The organism is Clostridium celatum DSM 1785 (assembly GCF_000320405.1).
Classification (GTDB): domain Bacteria; phylum Bacillota; class Clostridia; order Clostridiales; family Clostridiaceae; genus Clostridium; species Clostridium celatum.
On record NZ_KB291715.1, the window covers coordinates 64073 to 85842 of the forward strand.

Annotated in this window: 14 protein-coding genes, 1 tRNA gene, 2 pseudogenes and 2 riboswitches; of the genes and pseudogenes, 6 read left to right on the forward strand and 11 right to left on the reverse strand. The window is 28.2% G+C overall.

The window, feature by feature from the left end; translation table 11 throughout:
• Positions 1-114: 114 nt before the first annotated feature.
• Positions 115-2280: pseudogene (recQ, locus tag HMPREF0216_RS15330) on the reverse strand (DNA helicase RecQ).
• A gap of 207 nt (positions 2281-2487) precedes the next feature.
• Positions 2488-2562 (reverse strand) — tRNA-Trp (locus HMPREF0216_RS15335).
• 175 nt (positions 2563-2737) lie between these two features.
• Here HMPREF0216_RS15335 and tsaE point away from each other — a divergent pair.
• The 3 genes from tsaE to rimI are packed head-to-tail and all read left to right on the forward strand — an operon-like array spanning position 2738 to position 4348.
• Positions 2738-3199, forward strand: coding sequence for a tRNA (adenosine(37)-N6)-threonylcarbamoyltransferase complex ATPase subunit type 1 TsaE (gene tsaE, locus HMPREF0216_RS15340; RefSeq protein WP_040420215.1), 462 nt, complete (start codon positions 2738-2740; stop codon positions 3197-3199).
• Positions 3196-3912, forward strand: coding sequence for a tRNA (adenosine(37)-N6)-threonylcarbamoyltransferase complex dimerization subunit type 1 TsaB (gene tsaB / locus HMPREF0216_RS15345; RefSeq protein WP_005216214.1), 717 nt, complete (start codon positions 3196-3198; stop codon positions 3910-3912). Before tsaE ends, tsaB begins: the two co-directional genes overlap by 4 nt.
• Positions 3896-4348, forward strand: coding sequence for a ribosomal protein S18-alanine N-acetyltransferase (rimI, locus tag HMPREF0216_RS15350; RefSeq protein ID WP_005216216.1), 453 nt, complete (start codon positions 3896-3898; stop codon positions 4346-4348). Before tsaB ends, rimI begins: the two co-directional genes overlap by 17 nt.
• A 38-nt stretch (positions 4349-4386) precedes the next feature.
• On the opposite strand, the gene HMPREF0216_RS15355 is transcribed toward rimI, so the two are convergent.
• Positions 4387-4971: an ECF transporter S component gene (locus tag HMPREF0216_RS15355; protein ID WP_005216218.1), complete on the reverse strand. Its 585-nt coding sequence runs from the start codon at positions 4969-4971 to the stop codon at positions 4387-4389.
• 246 nt (positions 4972-5217) lie between these two features.
• Positions 5218-5329: riboswitch (FMN riboswitch) on the reverse strand.
• Positions 5330-5415: 86 nt separating this feature from the next.
• Positions 5416-7578 (reverse strand): Tex family protein, encoded by a 2163-nt coding sequence (locus HMPREF0216_RS15360; RefSeq protein ID WP_005216219.1) that lies wholly within the window; start codon positions 7576-7578, stop codon positions 5416-5418.
• A gap of 145 nt (positions 7579-7723) precedes the next feature.
• Between HMPREF0216_RS15360 and HMPREF0216_RS15365 the strand changes: the two genes are divergently transcribed.
• Both HMPREF0216_RS15365 and HMPREF0216_RS15370 read left to right on the forward strand, forming a co-directional pair.
• Positions 7724-8056, forward strand: coding sequence for a hypothetical protein (locus tag HMPREF0216_RS15365; RefSeq protein WP_040420216.1), 333 nt, complete (start codon positions 7724-7726; stop codon positions 8054-8056).
• A gap of 101 nt (positions 8057-8157) precedes the next feature.
• A complete protein-coding gene (locus HMPREF0216_RS15370; protein ID WP_005216223.1) occupies positions 8158-9663 on the forward strand; it encodes a M28 family metallopeptidase in 1506 nt (501 codons plus the stop codon).
• Positions 9664-9781: 118 nt separating this feature from the next.
• Here HMPREF0216_RS15370 and prfB read toward each other — a convergent pair.
• The 6 genes and pseudogenes from prfB to recD2 all read right to left on the reverse strand — a co-directional run bounded on the left by prfB (position 9782) and on the right by recD2 (position 18660).
• Positions 9782-10883, reverse strand: a protein-coding gene (gene prfB, locus HMPREF0216_RS15375) for a peptide chain release factor 2 (protein WP_423219179.1) whose coding sequence is annotated in 2 segments (ribosomal slippage) — positions 9782-10816 and positions 10818-10883 — 1101 coding nt in all. Because the reading frame shifts where the segments join, the coding sequence is not laid out codon by codon here.
• A gap of 129 nt (positions 10884-11012) precedes the next feature.
• Positions 11013-13526 carry a preprotein translocase subunit SecA gene (gene secA / locus HMPREF0216_RS15380; RefSeq protein ID WP_005216227.1) on the reverse strand — a complete coding sequence of 838 codons (2514 nt, stop codon included), beginning with the start codon at positions 13524-13526 and terminating at the stop codon, positions 11013-11015.
• A 284-nt stretch (positions 13527-13810) separates the two neighbouring features.
• On the reverse strand, positions 13811-14338 hold the full coding sequence (gene hpf, locus HMPREF0216_RS15385; RefSeq protein WP_005216228.1) for a ribosome hibernation-promoting factor, HPF/YfiA family: 528 nt from the start codon (positions 14336-14338) through the stop codon (positions 13811-13813).
• 452 nt (positions 14339-14790) lie between these two features.
• Positions 14791-15441: a ComF family protein gene (locus tag HMPREF0216_RS15390; protein ID WP_005216230.1), complete on the reverse strand. Its 651-nt coding sequence runs from the start codon at positions 15439-15441 to the stop codon at positions 14791-14793.
• Positions 15414-16406, reverse strand: coding sequence for a hypothetical protein (locus HMPREF0216_RS15395; RefSeq protein WP_005216231.1), 993 nt, complete (start codon positions 16404-16406; stop codon positions 15414-15416). Before HMPREF0216_RS15395 ends, HMPREF0216_RS15390 begins: the two co-directional genes overlap by 28 nt.
• Before the next feature lie 21 nt (positions 16407-16427).
• Positions 16428-18660, reverse strand: a pseudogene (gene recD2 / locus HMPREF0216_RS15400) (SF1B family DNA helicase RecD2).
• A gap of 153 nt (positions 18661-18813) precedes the next feature.
• On the opposite strand from recD2, the gene nagA reads away from it, so the two are divergent.
• Positions 18814-19956, forward strand: coding sequence for an N-acetylglucosamine-6-phosphate deacetylase (gene nagA, locus HMPREF0216_RS15405; RefSeq protein WP_005216235.1), 1143 nt, complete (start codon positions 18814-18816; stop codon positions 19954-19956).
• 91 nt (positions 19957-20047) lie between these two features.
• Here nagA and metK read toward each other — a convergent pair whose 3' ends face one another.
• Entirely contained in the window at positions 20048-21223 is a 1176-nt protein-coding gene (gene metK / locus HMPREF0216_RS15410) for a methionine adenosyltransferase (protein WP_005216236.1), read from the reverse strand.
• A 95-nt stretch (positions 21224-21318) separates the two neighbouring features.
• Positions 21319-21520, reverse strand: a riboswitch (SAM riboswitch).
• Between the last annotated feature and the right edge of the window lie 250 nt (positions 21521-21770).

Genomic DNA, 21770 nt, shown 5'->3' on the forward strand with positions numbered 1-21770 from the left:
ACTCTACCGTTGAGCCATACCCCTAAGTACAAAATATATTATATAATTATAATATATTTTTGTCAACATAATATTACAGGTTTTCTTTAAATTTAGTAACAATATTAAATATTACTATTGATTCGCTATTTTCTTTAAAATAACTACTCTAATAGCATCATAGCTAATATTTTCTGGTATTATTTCCTTTATTTCTTTTGTCTTATTATATCCAACCTTATCAATTGCATCTAATATTATTTTTTCTTCATCTTCAGTAAATAACCCATCAAAATTAATTTCAAAATCAATTTCGTTACCATTACCTATATATTGTTGAATGTGTGATGCAATAGTTGATAATGCTAATCCTCTTTCTTTAGCTATATCCTTTAATTTTTTTCCTTCTCTAATTAAGTTTACTGTTTGTTCATATGATTTTATCTTTCCTTCTTTTTCCTTATTATTCTTATCTTTTATTTTACTCTCACTATCCTTAGCAACTTTTTTATTAAATATGAACCTAACTTCAATATTTTTTTCATCAATTTAATTTTTTATTTTATTAATAAATATTTCCCCGTATTTATCTAACTTAGAGTTACCAACACCACTAATATCTAAGAATTCTTCCTCGTTTGTTGGCATTCTATTGCTTAATTCCTTTAGAGTAGCATCTCCAAATATCATATATGGTGGTATTTTTTCTTCTATAGCAATTTCTCGTCTTAACTCTCTTAATACTGTAAATAGTTCATTTTCCTCAAGCTTCATTTTCTTAACAACATGTTCTTTAACAAATACTTTTCTTTCACCTTTAATTATTTCCATAGAAAGCTTATTTAAAGTTAAAACTGGAAACTCGCCTTTATAATTTAAATATCCATATGATACAAGTATATTTATAAATTCTGTTAATTCGTCTTTAGTATAATTTTTTATTATTCCGTAAGTCGATAACTCATCAAATCCCAGTTCATATATCTTTTTCTCCTTAGACCCTCTAAGAACATTAACAACCATACCTATTCCAAACTTTTGATTCATTCTATACACACAAGAAATTACCTTTTGTGCTTCAATACTTCTGTCTATTAACTCTCCTGGTGCTTCACAATTACTACAATTATTGCATCTATCATTAAATTCTTCACCAAAATAATTTAATATATATTTTCTATAGCAATCTTGTGTATAAATTAAATTAATCATAGTTTGTAGTTTAGCTAACTCATTCTCTTTTCTCATAATATTTTCTGTTGAGTTATCTATTATATATTTTTGAGTAGTAACATCACCTGGTGAAAATAACATTATACACTCACTTTTTTCACCATCTCTACCTGCTCTACCAATTTCTTGATAATATCCTTCTATATTTTTAGGCATATTATAGTGAATTACATATCTAACATTAGGTTTATCAATTCCCATACCAAATGCGATTGTTGCAATTATTATATTAACTCTATCATATATAAAATCCTCTTGAGCCTGTTTTCTTTCTTCTCCACTTAAACCAGCATGATATTTTTTACTTTCAATTCCCTTACTCTCTAAAAATTCATGAAGTGCCTCTACTTCCTTTTTAGTAGAACAATATATTATTCCACACTGATCTTTATTTTCATTTATATAATCTAAAATATATCTCTTTTTAATTACACCTTTTTCAATTACTATCTTTAAATTTGGTCTATCAAACCCAGATATAAATACCTTAGGACTATTTAATTCAAGAAGATTAATAATATCCTCTCTAACTTCCTTTGTTGCTGTTGCTGTAAATGCTGTAACAATAGGCCTATTTCTTAAAAGTGAAATTGCTCTACTAATCTTTTTGTAACTACTTCTGAAATCATGTCCCCATTGCGAAACACAATGTGCTTCATCAATAGCTATCATAGAAATATTAATACTTGCTATAAGCTCCATAAATGCATATGATTCTAATCTTTCTGGAGCTACATATAATATTTTTATTTCATTCTTTGCAGCTTCATTTAATATATTATCTATTTCAATATTACTTAAAGAAGAGTTAATATAGGCAGATTTTATACCTAAATTATTAATATTATCAACTTGATCCTTCATAAGAGATATAAGTGGGGAGATAACTATAGTTACACCATCTAATAATAATGCTGGTATTTGATAACAAATAGATTTTCCTCCACCTGTTGGCATAATAGTTAATACATCATTTCCATTTAAAATTTCTCTTATTATTTCTTCTTGTCCTTGTCTAAAACAAGTATATCCATAATATTTTTTTAATAATTCTAATGCCTTTTCCATAACTTCTCCTTCTATATTAATTTATATTAAATAACCACTTAAATATTTTTAATACTTACCCTATTTAATTTATCTATACATTAGCCTTTGCATTAATTAATTTTTAAACATTAAAATACTTATTATTTTATTTTAAATAATATTTCTCTATTTAATTGGTAAAAATGCGTATAAAAAAAACTAGCAAGAAAATCTTACTAGTTCTTTTGGCAGGGGCAGTAGGATTTGAACCCACAACCAATGGTTTTGGAGACCACTACTCTACCGTTGAGCCATACCCCTAAGTACAATACTCATTATACATTATATTTTTCATAAAATCAATATTTTTCTACTATTTTTTTATTATTCTTTTCTTTTTCTAAAATTTTGGATAAAATATAAACTAGCTGATACAGTTTGTAGTTAATAAATTTATCTTGTTAACTGCTAACTAGTTTAAATGGAGGATTTTAATATGATTTTTTCAGTTAATAGCGTTGAAGAAACTACAAAACTAGGTGTAGAACTTGGTAAACTTTTAAATTCAGGTGACATAATTGCTTTAACTGGTGATTTAGGTACTGGTAAGACTCACATCACTAAAGGTATTGCTAAAGGTTTAGGTGTTACTGATTATATAACAAGCCCTACTTTCACCATTGTAAATGAATATGATTCTGGTCGTTTAAAATTAAATCATTTCGATGTTTATAGAGTTTCAGATCCCGATGAGATTTATGCAATAGGCTTTGATGATTATATTTTTTCTGATGCTGTTTCTATAATAGAATGGGCAAACTATATCGAAGAAATATTACCTAAAGACTTTTTACATATTTACATAGAAAAAGATTTGGATAATGGTGAAGATTATAGAAAAATTACTATAACACCATACGGAGAAAGATATAATTACATAAAGGAGTTAAAGATATGATAGTTTTAAGTATAGATTCTTCATCTTTAGTAACTACTGTTGCTTTACTTAAGGATGAATATATTTTAGGAGAATACACTTTAAACTTTAAAAGAGAACACTCAGTAATTTTAATGGATAAAGTTCAAATGCTACTTAAAGATTGTGAAGTTGATATTGATGAAATAGATGGATTTGTCGTTTCTAAAGGACCTGGTTCATTTACAGGTCTTAGAATTGGTATGGCAACAGTTAAGGGATTAAGTATGGGATCAAACAAACCATATGTATCTGTTTCAAGTTTAGATGCTTTAGCTAATTCATTATTAACTTTTGATGGAATTATTTGTCCTATAATGGATGCTTTAAGAGATAGTGTTTATACTGGACTTTATAAAAATATAGATGGAAAACTAACTAATATTTTAGAATGTACTGCATTAGATTTAACTGATCTTGCTAATATTTTAAATGAAAAAGGTGAAAAAGTAATATTTACTGGTGATGGAGTATTTAAGCATAAGGATTTCTTAATTAATAATGTTAAGTCTTGTGAATTTGCACCAAATCATTTAAGTATAATAAGAGCTTCATCACTTGGTGAACTTGGGATGGAAAAGATAAAAACTGGAGAAGTTGATGATATGAATTCTGCTCCTCTTTATATAAAGAAACCACAAGCTGAAAGAGAACTTGAACAAAGGTTGGCTATGAAAAATGAAAATAGATTATAGTCTAATGGACGCTTCTCATATTAATGGAGTTTATCAATTAAGCAAAGAATGTTTTGCTATTCCTTGGACTTTAGATTCTATTAATAATGAATTAAACAACCCTTTAGCAAAATATGTAATAGCTCAAGATTTATCCACAAATGAAGTTATTGGCTTTGTTGGCATGTGGATAATAGCTGGTGAAGGTGATATAACTAATATTGCTGTTAACTCCTCTTATAGAAAGCAAGGAATAGCTTCAAACCTTTTCAGTAAGCTGATTGAATTTTCTAAAGAATTTAACTGTACTGATATAACACTAGAAGTTAGAGCTTCTAATACTCCCGCTCAAAACCTTTATAAAAAATTTGGATTCCAAGAAGAAGGCATTCGAAAAAAGTATTATTCTGATAATGGTGAAGATGCCATAATAATGTGGAAAAGAAATATTATTTAATACAAAAAAGTGGATTCGATATGAATCCACTTTTTGTATTATACCGTTTGTTTTTTCTTTGCTCCAAAATTATGATCAACTTTAAATATTGCTACAGATACTCTCTTATATAATAAGTAAGTTCCAATGGAAACTAATAATGCTTTTACTCCATTAAATGGTACTAATCCACCAAATATATAAGCCATAAGTTCTGCACCTTCTAAATGCATATTAAACAATGGTAATAATATATATATATTTGCAAATACACCTGCTACTTGCATCACTAATGCTCCAACAATCATTCCTAATATAGCAGTCTTTTTACTTTTATTTCTGTGATAAATCCAAGCTGCCGGTACTACTAAAGCAAGTCCAATTATTATATTCGCTACTTCTCCAACAAATCCAGTTCCTGTTCCCTTAAGTAAAAATCTTAAAAGTACTTTTAAAATTACTATTACGCCTCCAGTTATAGGACCATATGCAAATCCTCCCATCAGTGCTGGTATTTCACTTAAATCAATCATTAGCCATGGGAATGCTGGAATGATTGGAAAGTCAAAATACATTAATACTACTGAAATTGCTACTAATACAGCCACTTTAATCATTTTGTTTAATTTAGTTGATGTGTTCATATTTATTACTCCTCCCAAAAGTTATCTTCTGGGGCACTAGTTAGTTTAGTAAATACTTCAATATTAATAATACTTAATAATAGTTTGTCTATTTTTTATTTTTTAATACAAAAAAGCCCTGATGCAATTTACATCAGGGCATTAAAAACAAAGCTATTAATAAATATAAATTTCTTAAATTAACTTGTTATTTTAATTTTTTAAATAATAAATTAATTTATAATACTTATATTCATTAAACCTAACTCTTACCTTCTTTCATCCAGACTTTACTGTCGGCTTCAGAGTTTCACCGAATCTGCAAAAATGCTCGCGGGCTACCGCCGGTAGGGACTTTCACCCTGCCCTGAAGATATTTATTATTTAATCTTATTATATATCTACACTCCATTTTTTTCAATATATACTATTAATTTTTTTATGCTACTTTTGCTAAAATTCTTATTACTCTACGTCCTTCATTGTCAAAGATATTCTTTTTCTTTTTTCATCAACTTCCATTATTTTGACTTTAATAACATCTCCAACTTTAACTATATCTAAAGGATGCTTAACAAATTTATTTGCCATTTGACTCTTATGAACTAATCCATCTTGATGAACTCCAATATCAACAAAAGCACCAAAGTCTGATACATTTCTAACTGTTCCTAATAAGACCATTCCAGGAGTTAAATCTTTCAAATCAATAACACCAGTTTTTAAAATTGGTTTTGGCATATCCTCTCTTGGATCTCTTCCTGGCTTTTGTAATTCTTTAATTATATCCTTTAAAGTTAATTCACCAATTTCAAGTTCTTTAACTAAGCTATTTAAAGTTTTTTCTTTAACTCTATCTTCAATATCACTTAAATTTCTATTTTTTAAATCTTCCTTAGTGTAACCTAAAATTTCAATAAGCTTCCCTGCTGCTGCATATGACTCTGGATGCATTGATGTATTATCTAAAGGTTCTTTACTTTCCATAACTCTTAAAAATCCTGCACATTGCTCAAATGCTTTTTGACCAAGTCTCTTAACCTTTAATAATTCCTTTCTACTTTTAAATCCACCAACTTCATCTCTATAAGCAACTATATTATTCGCAATTGATGCATTAATACCAGCTATATAAGTTAACAATGATGGTGTGGCTGTATTTAAATCTACACCAACTTTATTAACCGAATCTTCAACTACACCTGATAATGATTCTTCTAACCTTTTTGGTGTAACATCATGTTGATATTGTCCAACCCCTATTGCTTTTGGATCTATCTTAACTAATTCAGCCATTGGATCTTGAAGTCTTCTACCTATTGATATTGCTCCTCTTATAGTAACATCTAAATCTGGATACTCTTTAGCTGCAAGTTCAGAAGCAGAATAAACAGATGCACCGGCTTCAGACACTATTACATATGCTAATTCTTTTCCACTTTCATTCTTTATTTCAGTAAGCATTTCTGAAATAACTTCTTCTGATTCTCTTGATGCAGTTCCATTTCCTAAAGAAATAACATCAACATCATACTTATAAATAAGTTCCTTTAATACCTTTTTTGTACCTTCAACATCCCTCTTTGGTACTGTTGGATATACTGTAGCCTTTTCTAAAAATTTACCTGTAGAATCTAATACAGCCACCTTACATCCTGTTCTAAATCCAGGGTCATAACCCATAACCACTTTTCCCTTTATTGGAGGTTGCATAAGCAATGCTTTTAAATTTTCTTTAAATATTAATATTGCTCCTTCTTCTCCCTTATCAGTTAATTCATTTCTAATTTCTCTTTCAATAGATGGATATATTAATCTCTTTAAAGAATCTTTAATTGCTAATTTTAAATATTCATCTGTATTTGTATTACCTTTTAATAATCTATTTTGAAGATATGTTATTATTTTATCTTCATTAGATATTATTTTAACTGATAATACTTTTTCTTTTTCACCTCTATTTATTGCTAATATTCTATGTGCAGGAATTTTATGCACATCTTCACTATATTCATAATACATTTCAAAAGCAGTTGGTTCTTCACTTGAACCTTTGGATTCAATTTTACCTTCCCTAACAACAAGTTCTCTTATCCACTTTCTAAATGATGCATCATCTGAAATAATTTCAGCTACTATATCTAAAGAGCCATTTATGGCATCTTCAACTGTTAATACCTTCTTTTCATCATCTATATATTTAACAGCTTCATTATTTATATCACCTTTAAAAATCCCCTCTAATATTAAATCTGCTAATGGTTTTAATCCCTTTTCTAAAGCTATTGTTGCTCTTGTTCTCTTTTTTTGTTTATACGGTCTATATATGTCCTCGACTTCTGTTAATGTTTCTGCTTTTTCTAAAGCTTTAACTATATCATCATTTAGTTTACCTTGTTCATCTATTAATCTTAATACATCTTCTTTTCTTTCTTTTAAATTTCTTAAATAAGTTAATCTTTCAAAAAACTTTCTAAGAACATCATCACTTAACCCACCTGTTTGTTCTTTTCTATATCTTGAAATGAAAGGTACTGTATTTCCTTCATCTAATAAATTAATTACATTTTGTACTTGTTTTAAGGATATGCCTAATTCTTTAGACAATCTTTCTTCTACATTTACCATCTGTACCTCCTATAAATTTTTATTATTTAATCTAATATTGTAATTTCAATTATAACATAATTTTACACTATTGATATTAAGTAAAATTAATAGTATAATTAAATTGTAAAAATTTTACAATTAATATTAAAAAGGAGGAATTTCTTTGAATAAGTTTATAAATAGATTTTTAAATATAGTTCTTATAATGTTAATAACCTTTTTAGTTTTAAATCAATTTTATATTATACAATTTTCAGATAGCATTAGAGATGTATTTATATTTTTAACATTAACTCTAATATTACTAACTTCTTCAAAAGAGCTTTTAACTGGAAGCTCTAGGATTAGCAAAGCATTAAGCATCTTAATATTAGCTTGTGCAATAATTGGTGGTATATATACAGTTGCCGATAAACAACTTAACATATTAATTTACTTTTGTTTGTTTTTTTCACTTCTTCAAGGATTTCTTGATCTTGTTCATAGTAATGCCTAATATTTTAATTAAAAATTCAAGTTTAATTTATGTAACTATCATATTATAAAGCCTCATTTAATAGTATTTATTATAAATTACTATTTTTTGAGGTATTTTTTATGAGAAAAAAAATTATATACTTTTCATTATTATCTATTACTTCATTTTTGTTGCTCACTACTATTTTTCTTAATAATACATATTCAAACTTTAATTCTAACAATGTATTAGATAATATCTATATTTTATCTTCTGATGTTTTGACAGGAAGATTAGCTGGTAGTACTGAAAACTCTGTTGCTGGTGAAATAATAAAAAATCGCTTTAAATCCTATGGCTTAGTACCTTTAGATGATGACTACAATGAAGATTTTGTAACTACATGTCCTGTAAATACAAATACTTCTCCATATTTAAAGATATTATCTAATGATGAAGAAGAAGAATTACAATATGGAGTTGACTTTAAAGAAGATATGATAAATTTCAGAAACAATACTTTTTCTTTTTCTAATAAAGACACTATAACTTCATACTCTTCCTTTATAGAGGTAAAATGTTCTGATGGTAAATTCTTATTTTATATTCCTGAAAATGATAATCTTTCTTTTAGAAGTTCTTTTTTTAGTGAATATTCTCATGATGCAATAATAATGATTACATCTAATACTTATAAAAAAATAAAGGATAGCCTAGAATTAGGTAAAGAAATTTCGGTGCACATCCCATTTTCTAATGAGGAAAAAACTATCTCTAATATTGTTGGAGTTATAAAAGGTTCTAATTCTTCCCTTGCACCTTTTATAATTACTGCACACTATGATCATCTTGGAAAAGATGCTGCTGGAACAAATTATAATGGTGCTTTAGATAACGCTTCTGGCGCCTCATTTATGCTAGAGCTTAGTAGAAGTCTTTCTACTTATGGCAAGCCTAAAAGAGATATAATTTTCGTTGGATTAAATGCAGAGGAATTTGGATTATTGGGCTCTAAAGCCTTTGCCGAAAAAAATCTATTTAAAATTCAAAATTCAGAAGTAATTAATTTTGATATGATAGGAAGTTCTAATTGTCCAATTAGCTTAATGCAAGGTGTTGCCTTTAAAAATAATGGCTCTGAGCTCCTATCCTCAATAGAAACGATTTGTAAAAAATACAATACTGACTATACAGTAGTTTTTGAAAATTCTAGTGATCACGCTAGCTTTAATAACTTGAATATTGATGCTGTTACTTTTTGTCATAGTGATATGAGTAAAATCCATACTCCTAATGATACTATTGACTATATAGATACAAAAGCTATCGATACTGTTTATAATATAGTTGATGAAAAAATAAAAACTTCTTGTTATAGTGGCTTTACTCGTTTTGTATATAGCTCTCAATCATTGCTTTGGCTATTTATAACATTAATAATTTTAATAGCTTGGGGAATTTTCGATAAGAGCAAAGTAATATTAGATAAAAAAGGAATAAAGTTCTTTTGTTTGATAGGTCTAATAGCATCAATAGTATCCACTATATTTTATTTTAAAGGTTATAAAACTTCACTTTTCATTATATTAATATTTGTTTTTTCTATATTAACATTAATACTTGGAAATAAAAAACTTAACGCTTAATATTAAAATTAAATAAAAAAGACAGATGGCAAATTAAAAAATTAGTGATAATTATTAATTTGCCATTTGTCATATAATAAATTAAAAATATTATAACTGTATTTTCAGAAATTCATTTTTATTTCGAAATACTCTTTAAATATGTTGTTATGAACGCATCTATTTCTCCATTCATAACAGCATTTACATTTGAGGTTTCTTCATTAGTTCTATGATCCTTAACCATATTATATGGATGGAACACATATGATCTAATTTGACTTCCCCATCCCATATCTTTAAGTTCGCCAGTTAAATCTTCAATCTTTTCTTTATGAGCTCTTTCTTTAAGCTCTATAAGTTTAGATTTAAGCATTGACATTGCTGTATCCTTATTTGCAAATTGACTTCTTTCATTTTGACATTGAACTACTATACCTGTTGGTATATGTGTTATTCTTATAGCTGATTCTGTCTTATTTACGTGTTGCCCACCAGCTCCACTAGCTCTATAAGTATCTATTTTTAAATCCTCTTGTCTTATCTCTATATCTTGATCTTTTGTAAGCTCTGGCAGAACTTCTATTGATGCAAAAGATGTTTGTCTCTTACCATTGGCATTAAATGGTGAAATCCTTACTAATCTATGTACTCCTTTTTCAGCCTTTAAATATCCATAAGCAAATTCACCTTTTACTCTAAGTGTTGCACTCTTTATACCAGCCTCATCACCTTCAAGTAGGTCTAAAGTCTCAACCTTATATCCTTTTTTTTCACACCATCTAGTGTACATTCTAAGGAGCATAAGTGTCCAATCATTTGCATCACTGCCTCCAACTCCAGCATGGAGGTTTAATATTGCATCATTTTTATCATACTCACCTGATAATAACAACTCTATTTTATATTCATCGATTAATTTTTCTATATCTCTAATTTCAACTATTACTTCATTTATAGTCTCTTCATCATCTTCTGCAAGTTCAGCTAAAACTTCTACATCATCAAGCCTTGTAACTAAGCTTTCATACCTATCTATTTTATCTTTAATTCTTTTGCTTTCTTTAGTTACATCCTCTGCTCTTTTTATATCATCCCAGAAGCCTTTTTCTTGCATTTGAAGTTCTAATTCTTGAAATCTTTTTTCTAGGCTTTCTTTGTCAAAGTGAAGCCCCCATTTCTTTTAATGTTTGTTTTAATCCACTAACCTTAGCTAGTTCTTGCTCTAACTTTATTAACAAAAAAATCACCCCTTTAATGTAGTTAGATGTTTTGATTTAATCCAAAAATAATAACTTTATTTCTTAAACTACTCACTCTTAACTTCTAACTTTTCACTGAAAAAAGTGCCTTTTCAGGCACTTTTTTTATTATACTTCCCTGCCACAGCAGTTTTTATACTTCTTTCCACTTCCACATGGACACATATCATTTCTTCCTGCTACATGCTCACTTCTTACTGGCTCTTTCTTTAAGCTTTTATCATCACTTCCATGGCTAGCTGAAGTTTCTTTTGCAACTTGCTCTCTTTCAACTGGTCTTTCAACTCTTACATGGAATAAGAATTTAACAGTTTCAGTCTTAATTCCTTCAATCATTTCTTCAAACATAGCACTACCTTCCATTTGGTATGCTTGAATTGGATCTTGTTGCTTATAAGCTCTTAATCCCATTCCTTGTTTTAAATGATCCATATTATCTATGTGAGCCATCCATTTTTGATCAACAACTCTTAAAAGAACTACTCTTTCAATTTCTCTTAATTGTTCTTCACCAAATTCAAGTTCCTTACCTCTATAAGTGTTCATAATTACTTCTAATAATTTATCTTTTATTTGTTCATTCGATAAATCAACTAATTCATCAGCTGTTACTGATCCATGAGGTAAGCAAATATCACCTAAGTATTGAAGTAATGTATTAACTTCATGTTCTATATCTTCCATTTCACCAATTAAATGTGAGTTAACTGCATCAGATACTACTTCTTCAATCATTGATTCTATTTGTTCTTTAAGATTTTTACCTTCTAAAACTTCAGTTCTTTGTCTGTATATAATTTCTCTTTGAACATTCATAACATCATCATATCCAAGAAGATTTTTTCTTACATCAAAGTTATTTCCTTCAACCTTCTTTTGAGCATTTTCTATAGCCTTAGTAACCATTTTACTTTCTATTGCTTCATCATCTTCAAGTCCTAATTTATCAATTACTCCTTGAATTCTTTCTGAACCAAATATTCTCATTAGATCATCTTCTAATGATATAAAGAATATAGATTCACCAACATCTCCTTGACGTCCTGCTCTACCTCTTAACTGATTATCTATTCTTCTTGATTCATGTCTTTCAGTACCTAGAACTTTTAATCCTCCCGCTTCTAAAACACCTTCTCCAAGCTTTATATCAGTACCTCTACCTGCCATATTAGTAGCTATAGTAACCATTCCAAGTTCACCAGCATGAGATATAATTTCAGCTTCTTGAGCATGATATTTAGCATTAAGAACTTGATGTTTTATTCCTCTCTTTTTTAATAAAGAAGAAAGGTATTCTGATCTATCAACACTTGCAGTACCAACAAGAACTGGTTGACCTTTTTTATGTGCTTCAATTATCTCTTCAATTATAGCCTTATACTTTCCTGTTTCATTCTTATATACCATATCTGGTCTATCTATTCTTTGAACAGGTCTATTAGTTGGTATTACAATAACATCAAGATTATAAATTTCTCTAAATTCATTTTCTTCTGTTAATGCTGTACCCGTCATTCCTGATAATTTTTCATACATTCTGAAGTAATTTTGGAATGTTATTGTAGCAAGAGTTTTTGATTCTCTTTGAATCTTAACTCCTTCTTTAGCTTCAATAGCTTGGTGAAGACCATCAGAGTATCTTCTACCTTCCATAAGTCTTCCTGTAAACTCATCTATTATCACTATTTCTCCATCTTTAACCATATAGTTCTTTTCATTTCTCATAGTATAATTAGCTTTTAATGCTTGAGTTACATAGTGTTGTAATTCTAAATTTTGAGAATCAGCATAGTTTTCAATTCCAAAATATTTTTCTGCCTTAACAACACCATCATCTGTTAATAAAACGGCACTTGCTTTTTCATCAACAGTGAAGTCTTTTTCATTTATTAATGTTTTTACAAAATTATCTGCAACATTATAGAACTTAGTTGATTTATCTCCCATTCCAGATATTATAAGTGGAGTTCTAGATTCGTCTATTAGGATAGAGTCAACTTCGTCAACTATACAGAAGTTTAATGATCTTTGAACTCTTTCTTCCATATGAATTACCATATTATCTCTTAAATAGTCAAATCCAAATTCATTATTTGTTCCATAAGTTATATCTGCATTATATGCTGCTCTTCTTTGATCTTGAGTTATTCCGTGAATTACACATCCAGTAGTTAACCCTAAGAAATTATATAATACACTCATTTCTTCCATTTGAGTTTTTGCTAAGTAGTCATTTACTGTTATTACATGAACACCTTTTCCTGTTAATCCATTTAAATAAGCTGGTAATGTTGCAACAAGAGTTTTACCTTCACCTGTTTTCATTTCAGCAATTCTTCCTTGATGAAGTACCATACCACCTAACAATTGTACTCTGAAATGCTTCATTCCAAGAACTCTGCTTGAAGCTTCTCTACATACCGCAAAAGCTTCAGGTAATATATTATCTAAAGATTCACCTTTATTTATTCTCTCTTTAAACTCAACTGTTTTTGCTTGAAGCTCTGAATCACTTAGCTTTTGCATTGATTCATCTAAAGCTTCTATTTTATCTGCTATAACTTGAAGTTTTTTAACTTCTCTTTCACTATATGTCCCAAAAAGTTTTTCTAAAAATCCCATAATGTATTTCCTTTCAATAATTAATACTTAAAACATTAAATTAAATATTAATTTACTTAATCTATTTTATCTACTATACAAAGTTACCCCTTTTATATTTCATATATATAAATTATACCATTTATAGCGTTTATAATTCAACAATAAATATGTATGCTTTTAAATTTCATTACAAATAATGTCACAACAAGCTAAAATATCAATTTTTTCTATATTTCTGTATAGTATAAAAGAGAGAACATTAATTAATGTTCTCTCTTTTTTTAACTGAAAACCTTATTTTATTAAATATAATCTGGTTCTAAAAGTCCATAATTTCCATCTTTTCTTTTATATATAACATTAACATTATCTGTATCACAATCCTTAAATACAAAGAAATTATGCTCAACTAGTTCCATTTGTAATATTGCTTCTTCAGTACTCATTGGTTTTATATTAAATTTTTTAATCTTTACTATTTCATTATGTTCATCTTCTTCTGATGCTATTTCATCAAAATTATTAAATCTTAAAGATTCATTATTTCTTCTTTGTAACTTAGTTCTTTGTTTTCTTATTTGTCTTTCTAGTTTTGTTTCTACTAAATCAATAGATTTATACATATCGTCTGTTGATTCTTCACATCTTAAAATTACTCCATTAAAAGGTATTGTCACCTCAAATATTTGTCTGTTTTTTTGTACAGTTAAAGTTGCTCTTGCTTGTACTTCTGGATCAAAATACCTGTCTAGCTTTGAAATCTTTTTTTCTACTATCTCCTTTAATGCAGGTGTCACATCAATATTCTTTCCTATTACAGTTACTCTCATAAGGTCAACCCCTCTCTTTAAGTTATATTATATAGTTAAGACTTCAACTAATATAGTTATTATTTACTATATGTATATTTTACCATTAACTATTTTATTACTCAAAGTCTTTTTTCAGAATTTGCAGAAAATTTCTTCTTCTTTACTCTACATAACTTACTTTTACTAACTCTAGCTTAATTTTTCATTTAATTTAAAATAAAAAAACATCAATTCATATGAATTGATGTTTTTTTATAAAGTTAGCTGACCTGGATTTTGACCCCACACTCGCCTGCTGGAGCTTTTGCTACCCGGAATTAACCTCTCACTACTAACACTCTCAGTATCTCTACTGGCAGGGCTTACTTCTATACCGCACCATGCTCATTAAAACTTTGTTTAACTTACGTGGATCGTTTCGCCTGCGACTGGCATCGACTTTCATCCACAGACCTAACTTTACATTACTATTATATATTGCTTTTGGCTATTGTCAAGCAAATAATTTTATTTACACCATATTTTTTTAATACTTTTCTGCATTCAGTCAAAGTTGCCCCTGTTGTTGTAACATCATCTATTAATATAATATCTTTTCCATAAAGATTACTCTTTCTTTTAATTGAAAATGCTCCCTTAATATTTAATATCCTTTGTTCTTTTGATAATTTTTTTTGTTCTTTTGTGTATTTATTTTTTATTATTGAATTATTAATAGGAATATCTATATATTCACTAACATTTTTCGCAATAACTTCACACTGATTAAATCCGCGCTTTTTTTCAGCTTTTTTACTCATTGGTATATAACAAATATAATCTGCATTTATATTTTGTTCTCTTATAATTTCTATAAATAAATCAGCTAAAACTTCACCTGCTACAAAATTTTTCCTATATTTAAAACTTAATACAAGCTCCTTTAATATTCCTCCATAAAATCCATATGATATCTCTTCTTGGTTTGTTATTTCTGATCTTTTTATCATAGACTTACAATTAGGGCATATCTTTATAAAACCATCAGCATTACATAGAGTGCATTTTTCTTCTATTGGATATATTATTTCTATTACTTCTTTAATGATAGTCTTTATATTTTTAAATAACCCTTTTCCCATAGGCTTTGATTAAATCCCCTTATAATACTTTTAGCCACATCTATATCCTCTGATAATTCCTTTGTTACCATTAACACTTCAGATACTATATTGATATCATTGTGGACTGCTCCACATATATACACTATCTTTTTGTAATTAAAATAAAAATCATCTGCAAATAACATTACTATATTTAAATCATTAATTTGATTTATATAATCTCCAACATTATTAGTAATTATGAACACGCTTTCTTTGTGTTCTTTAAAAACATTAATTAAAAATTTAAAATTTTGATTTTTATTATATTTAACAACACTTATATTAAAAGATTTCAAAATTCCATAATAATGCTTATACACCTTATTCACTTTATCATTAGATGGAACAATTATTAACACCTTTTTTTTATTTTCCTTAAACCATTTAAAATATTCAAATAAAGCTAATGGTATATCTTCCTCTAGCTTTATTCTAGTCATTAATAATCTTGGTTCAACCATTGGATTTTTAGATCGTAAATACATTAATTCCAATCTTTCTCCTATCGGAAAGACAAATTCCGCTGTGTATATTATCATCTTTCTAGAATTCCAATATAATTGCTCTACACGCTCCTTAATACTTTCATTTCCTATTTTAGAAAATAAGCTTATATCATCAAATATTACCAAATCATATTTTTCATATTTATCATTAATATTATCAATAGGAGAAAATACTAAGTTTTTCTTTAATTGTTCATCTGTTTTATTTTTAAATATAGTCTCCTCTATCTCTGTTTGTTTTTTATACATATCTTCATTAATTATTGAACATAAAATATACAATACTTTACCATTATTATTTAGTATTTTATTTATTATATTTGTAAATACTTCAAATGTATTAAAAGGCCTTGTTTTTATAGACAATACCTTGGTTCTTCTGCTATACCACTTATTTATTTCATTTAAAATTTTATTTAACTCATTATAATTCATAGCTATAAAACCTCATTTTTTCTATTCTTTATATATTTTATCCTCAGATGTAATTTCAATTATTCTTTCCTTTAAAGATGAATATCTCTCCATATTATTAGTATTTTCTATCATAAATTTTAATGCCTTCTGACTTCCAACAACAACTACTAGTTCTTTTGCCCTAGTTATTCCTGTATATAAAATATTTCTATTCATTAAGAATGCTGATCCCATAAATGCAGGTGTTATTACCACTCTAAACTCACTCCCTTGACTTTTATGTATTGTAATAGCATATGCAAGTTCCAATTCTTCTAAATAAATATATTCATACACTACTCTTCTTTCGTCATCAAATACAACAGTAATAGTTCTATTCTCCTCGCTTATAGATTCTATAAACCCCATATCACCATTAAATACACCAACACCTTCTTTATCACCATACCCACTTATTCTAGTCCACTTTAATGAATAATTATTTTTAGTTTGCATAACTTTATCGCCTTCTCTAAAAATAACTTCTTTTACTTTTTTCTCTCGCTTTTTTTCATCTGGTGGATTTAGTATAGCTTGAAGCTCGTTATTTAAATTATCAACACCTAAAATACCTTTCCTTGTAGGAGAAAGTATTTGGATATCCCTTACTTTATTCCAATTTGGATTAAATGATGGTAATCTTCTATTTACTAAATCTATTATTGTAGTTAAAATTCCTTCATTACTTTCTCTATTATCGAAAAAGAAATCTCCTCCTTTTTTATTTAAGTAAGGCATCTCTCCATTATTTATTTTATGTGCATTAACAATTATCATGCTTTCCTTTTCTTGTCTAAATATTTCATTTAATCTTACTACATTAATAAAATTACTATTTATTAAATCTCTTAATACATTTCCAGGACCAACGGAAGGTAATTGATCCACATCTCCAACTATAATTACTCTAGTTCCTAATTTTATTGCTTTAAGTAAACTATTCATTAGCATTATATCTATCATAGATGCTTCATCTATAATTATTACATCACCTTCTAAAGGTTCCCCTTCTCCTCTACCAAAGAAAGAGTTATCCTCATCACTTACTCCCATTTCAAGCAGTCTATGTATTGTTTTAGCTTCTCTTCCTGTAGATTCTGTCATTCTTTTTGCAGCTCTTCCTGTAGGTGCAGCTAAAAGCACTTTCATTCCATTATTTTCATATATCTCTATTATACATTTTATTATAGTTGTTTTTCCTGTACCTGGTCCTCCTGTAATAATTTCTATACCATTTTCAAAAGCACCTATTATTGCATCTTTTTGAGAATCAGCAAACTTTATGTTATTCTTTCTTTCAAAAGCCTCTATTTCAAATAATATATCTGAATTTATAGTTTGAAAATTTTCTATACTTAATGTAATTATTTTATTTGTTACTCCTAATTCACAATAATAATATGGCAGAGCATACACTGCTTCAATATCATTTATTTTTTCTGCCTTAAGCTTTCCATCTAAAACACTATTATATATAATTTGCTTCTACTAATTCCTTGTCTACCATCAATACTTTCTGACTTTCAGATATAAGTTTATCCTTTGGCATATACGTATTTCCAAGGCCTGAAAAATTATTCAAAACATATCTTATTCCACTTTGAATTCTAAAATCTGATGTTGCTTCTATTCCTAAACTTTTAGCTATTCTATCAGACGTTAAAAAACCTATTCCTGATATTTCATCACTCAAAATATATGGATTATTAGATACAATATTTTTTGAGTCTGGTCCAAACTTCTTGTAAATTTTTAAGCATTGATTAGTTGTAACTCCATGCTTTTGAAAAAATATTATTATATCCTTTAACTCTTTACTTTCTAAGTAAGATTCATATATAATATTAAATTTTTTTTCACCAATACCTTCAACTTCTTTTAATCTCTCTATATCATTATCTAATATATCTAATGTTTTATCCCCAAAAGCCTTAACTATCTTTTTTGCTGTTACTGGTCCAATTCCATGTATTATTCCAGTGCTTAAATATTTTTCTATTTCCTTTACAGAAGTAGGCAATATTTCTTTAAATTCTTCTACATTAAATTGTTTGCCAAATTGCTTATGATTTATCCAATTACCCTTAATTTCAATTTGTTGCCCTTCCTTTAGTAAAGGCATAATTCCAACTATAGTTATAACTTTTTTATCAGTAGTAATTTTTGCTACAGTATAACCACTATCATCACTTTTAAAAACAATTGCCTCTACTAAACCTTCTAATATCTCCATATTATCGCTCCAAACCTTTTATTATAATTATTAATATTATATAATTATATCATAAGAAACTTTTTTCATATTTAAATATAAGTTATAGGTTTACTTATTATTTAATATGGACATATAATGCTTATTGTAAACATATAAATGGAGGGAATATAAATGTTATTAAAAAATTGCAAAATAATACTACTAAACGAAATAGTAAACGGTTCATTACTTATTGAAAATGGTAAAATTAAAGAAATAAATCCTGCTAATCAAGATGATATCGATTCAATCGATTGTAAAGGTTTATACGTATCACCTGGATTTATAGATATTCATATACACGGAGCTGGTGGGCACGATACTATGGATGGAACATACGAAGCTATTAATGAAATTTCTAAAACTATTTGTAAATTCGGAACAACAGCCTTTACTCCAACAACTATGACTATGTCATCTGAAGCTATATTAAAATCAATACTTGAAATTAAAAAAGCAAAATTAGAAGGTACTGATGGTGCTGAAGTTTTAGGTGCTCATTTAGAAGGTCCTTTTATTAGTCCTAGTGCCATAGGAGCTCAAAATCCTAATTTCTTAATTGAACCTTCTTATGAAAACTTTAAAGCCATGACTGGCGATGCTGAAGATGCTGTAGTATCTATTACTATGGCTCCTGAAGTGGAAGGTGCAAAAGAACTTGCTACTATTTTAACTTCTAAGGGAATTCGTTGTTCTATGGGACATACCAAAGCTACTTATGAAGAAGCTTTTGAAGGTATTAAAGCTGGATTCTGCCATTCAACACATTTATTTAATGCAATGACAGCTTTTACTCATAGAGAACCTGGAGTTGTGGGGGCAACTTTTGATTCTGATATAACTACAGAAACAATTTCTGATGGTATACACATTTCTTATCCATCATTAAGAGTTGCTTATAATCAAAAAGGAACTGATAAAACTTTATTAGTAAGTGATGCTATGTGTGCATGTGGAATGATTGACGGAACTTATGCTCTTGGCGGACAACCAGTTATTGTTAAAAATGGTGCCGCAAGACTTGAAAATGGCTCATTAGCCGGTTCAGTTTTAACCTTAAATGTAGCAGTAAGAAATGTATTTAACAATACTAATTACCCATTATATGAAGTAGTTAAAATGGCATCTTATAATGGAGCTAAATACTGTAACGTAGATGATAGAAAAGGGCAAATTAAAGAAAATTTTGATGCTGACTTAGTTATATTTGATGAAAATATAGATGTTAAAATGACAATAGTTGGTGGAAAAATTGTACACAATATTTTAAATTAATACTAAAAAAATTTATAAAAGAAACCAGTAGAATTCTAATCTAATTTCTACTGGTTTTATTATCTTTAAACTACTAATTATTAAAATCTAACTAAAGGTATCTTTTAATTTCCTCAACCTTATTCAATTGTTCCCAAGGAAGATTTAAATCATTTCTTCCAAAATGACCATATGCAGCTGTTTGTTTATATATAGGTCTTCTTAATTCTAAATCCCTTATTATAGCACCTGGTCTTAAATCAAATACCTTTTCAACAATATTTGTTATTTGACTGTCATTTAATTTACCTGTTCCAAATGTTTCAACTTCTATTGACACTGGTTTTGCAACACCAATAGCATAAGCTAGTTGAATCTCTAATTTATCTGCAACCCCTGCTGCTACTAAATTTTTTGCAACCCATCTTGCTGCATATGCTGCTGATCTATCAACTTTTGTTGGATCTTTTCCTGAGAATGCACCACCACCGTGTCTTCCGTATCCGCCATAAGTATCAACAATTATCTTTCTACCAGTTAATCCACTATCACCTTGTGGACCACCAACAACAAATCTTCCAGTTGGATTTATATAATATTTAGTTTCATCATCTAATAATTCTGCTGGTATTACAGCTTTAATTACATGATTCATTAAATCTTCTCTTATTTGCTCTTGCGTAACATGCTCGTCATGTTGAGTAGAAATTACTATAGCATCAATTCTCACTACTCTATTATCATCATATTCTACTGTTACTTGAGTTTTTCCATCTGGTCTTAAATATGGTAAAGTTCCATTCTTTCTTACTTCTGTTAATCTTCTAGATAATCTATGTGCCATAGCAATTGGAGAAGGCATATATTCTGGAGTTTCATTAGTTGCAAAACCAAACATCATTCCTTGATCTCCAGCTCCAACTGCTTCAACTTCATCTTTTTCTCCTGCTCTAGATTCTAAGGCTTCATCAACTCCCATAGCTATATCACCTGATTGTTCATCTATAGATGTTAAAACTGAACATGTATCACAATCAAATCCATACTTTGCTCTATCATATCCGATTTCTCTTATTGTCTTTCTAACAATTTTAGGAATATCAGCATAACAATTAGTTGATATCTCTCCCATAACTAATACCATTCCTGTAGTTACTGCTGTTTCACAAGCAACTCTTGCCATTGGATCCTTTGCTAATATACTGTCTAAAACTGCATCTGATATTTGATCACAAATTTTATCTGGATGCCCTTCTGTTACTGATTCTGATGTAAATAATCTCTTCATTTTGCTTAGCTCCTTTCAAATCTTTTGATATTAATTCTAAGCAATAAAAAAAGTCTCTTCAAATAAGAAGAGACTATATTATCTAAAGGTCTTTCTTCTTATCTTGCAAAAATATAATGTTCTGCAGGAATTTGCACCACAAATAGTAACTAAGTTACTTACGCTAATTAATATATCTTATTAATTAAGAGCATTTAGCTTATTAAGTAATTTAAAGTTAATTACTTAATTCCTTAGTTTCTAAATAGGTTGCCGGGCTTCACAGGGCCTTTTTCCCTCCACCTCTCTGGATAAGAACTAATATCAAATTTTATTTCTTGAATATAATATCAATTTAATTATACTATGTCAATACTATTTTTATGTTATTTTTACATACATTTACTTGTACTGCTGAATAAATTCTGAATAAGTGAATGTACATAAGATTTATAAATCAGTACTTTAAATATATACTACTATCTTCAAAAATTTATTCTAAAGCAAAAAAAACATGATATATAATATATCATGTTTAATGGTGGGGGAGGACGGATTCGAACCATCG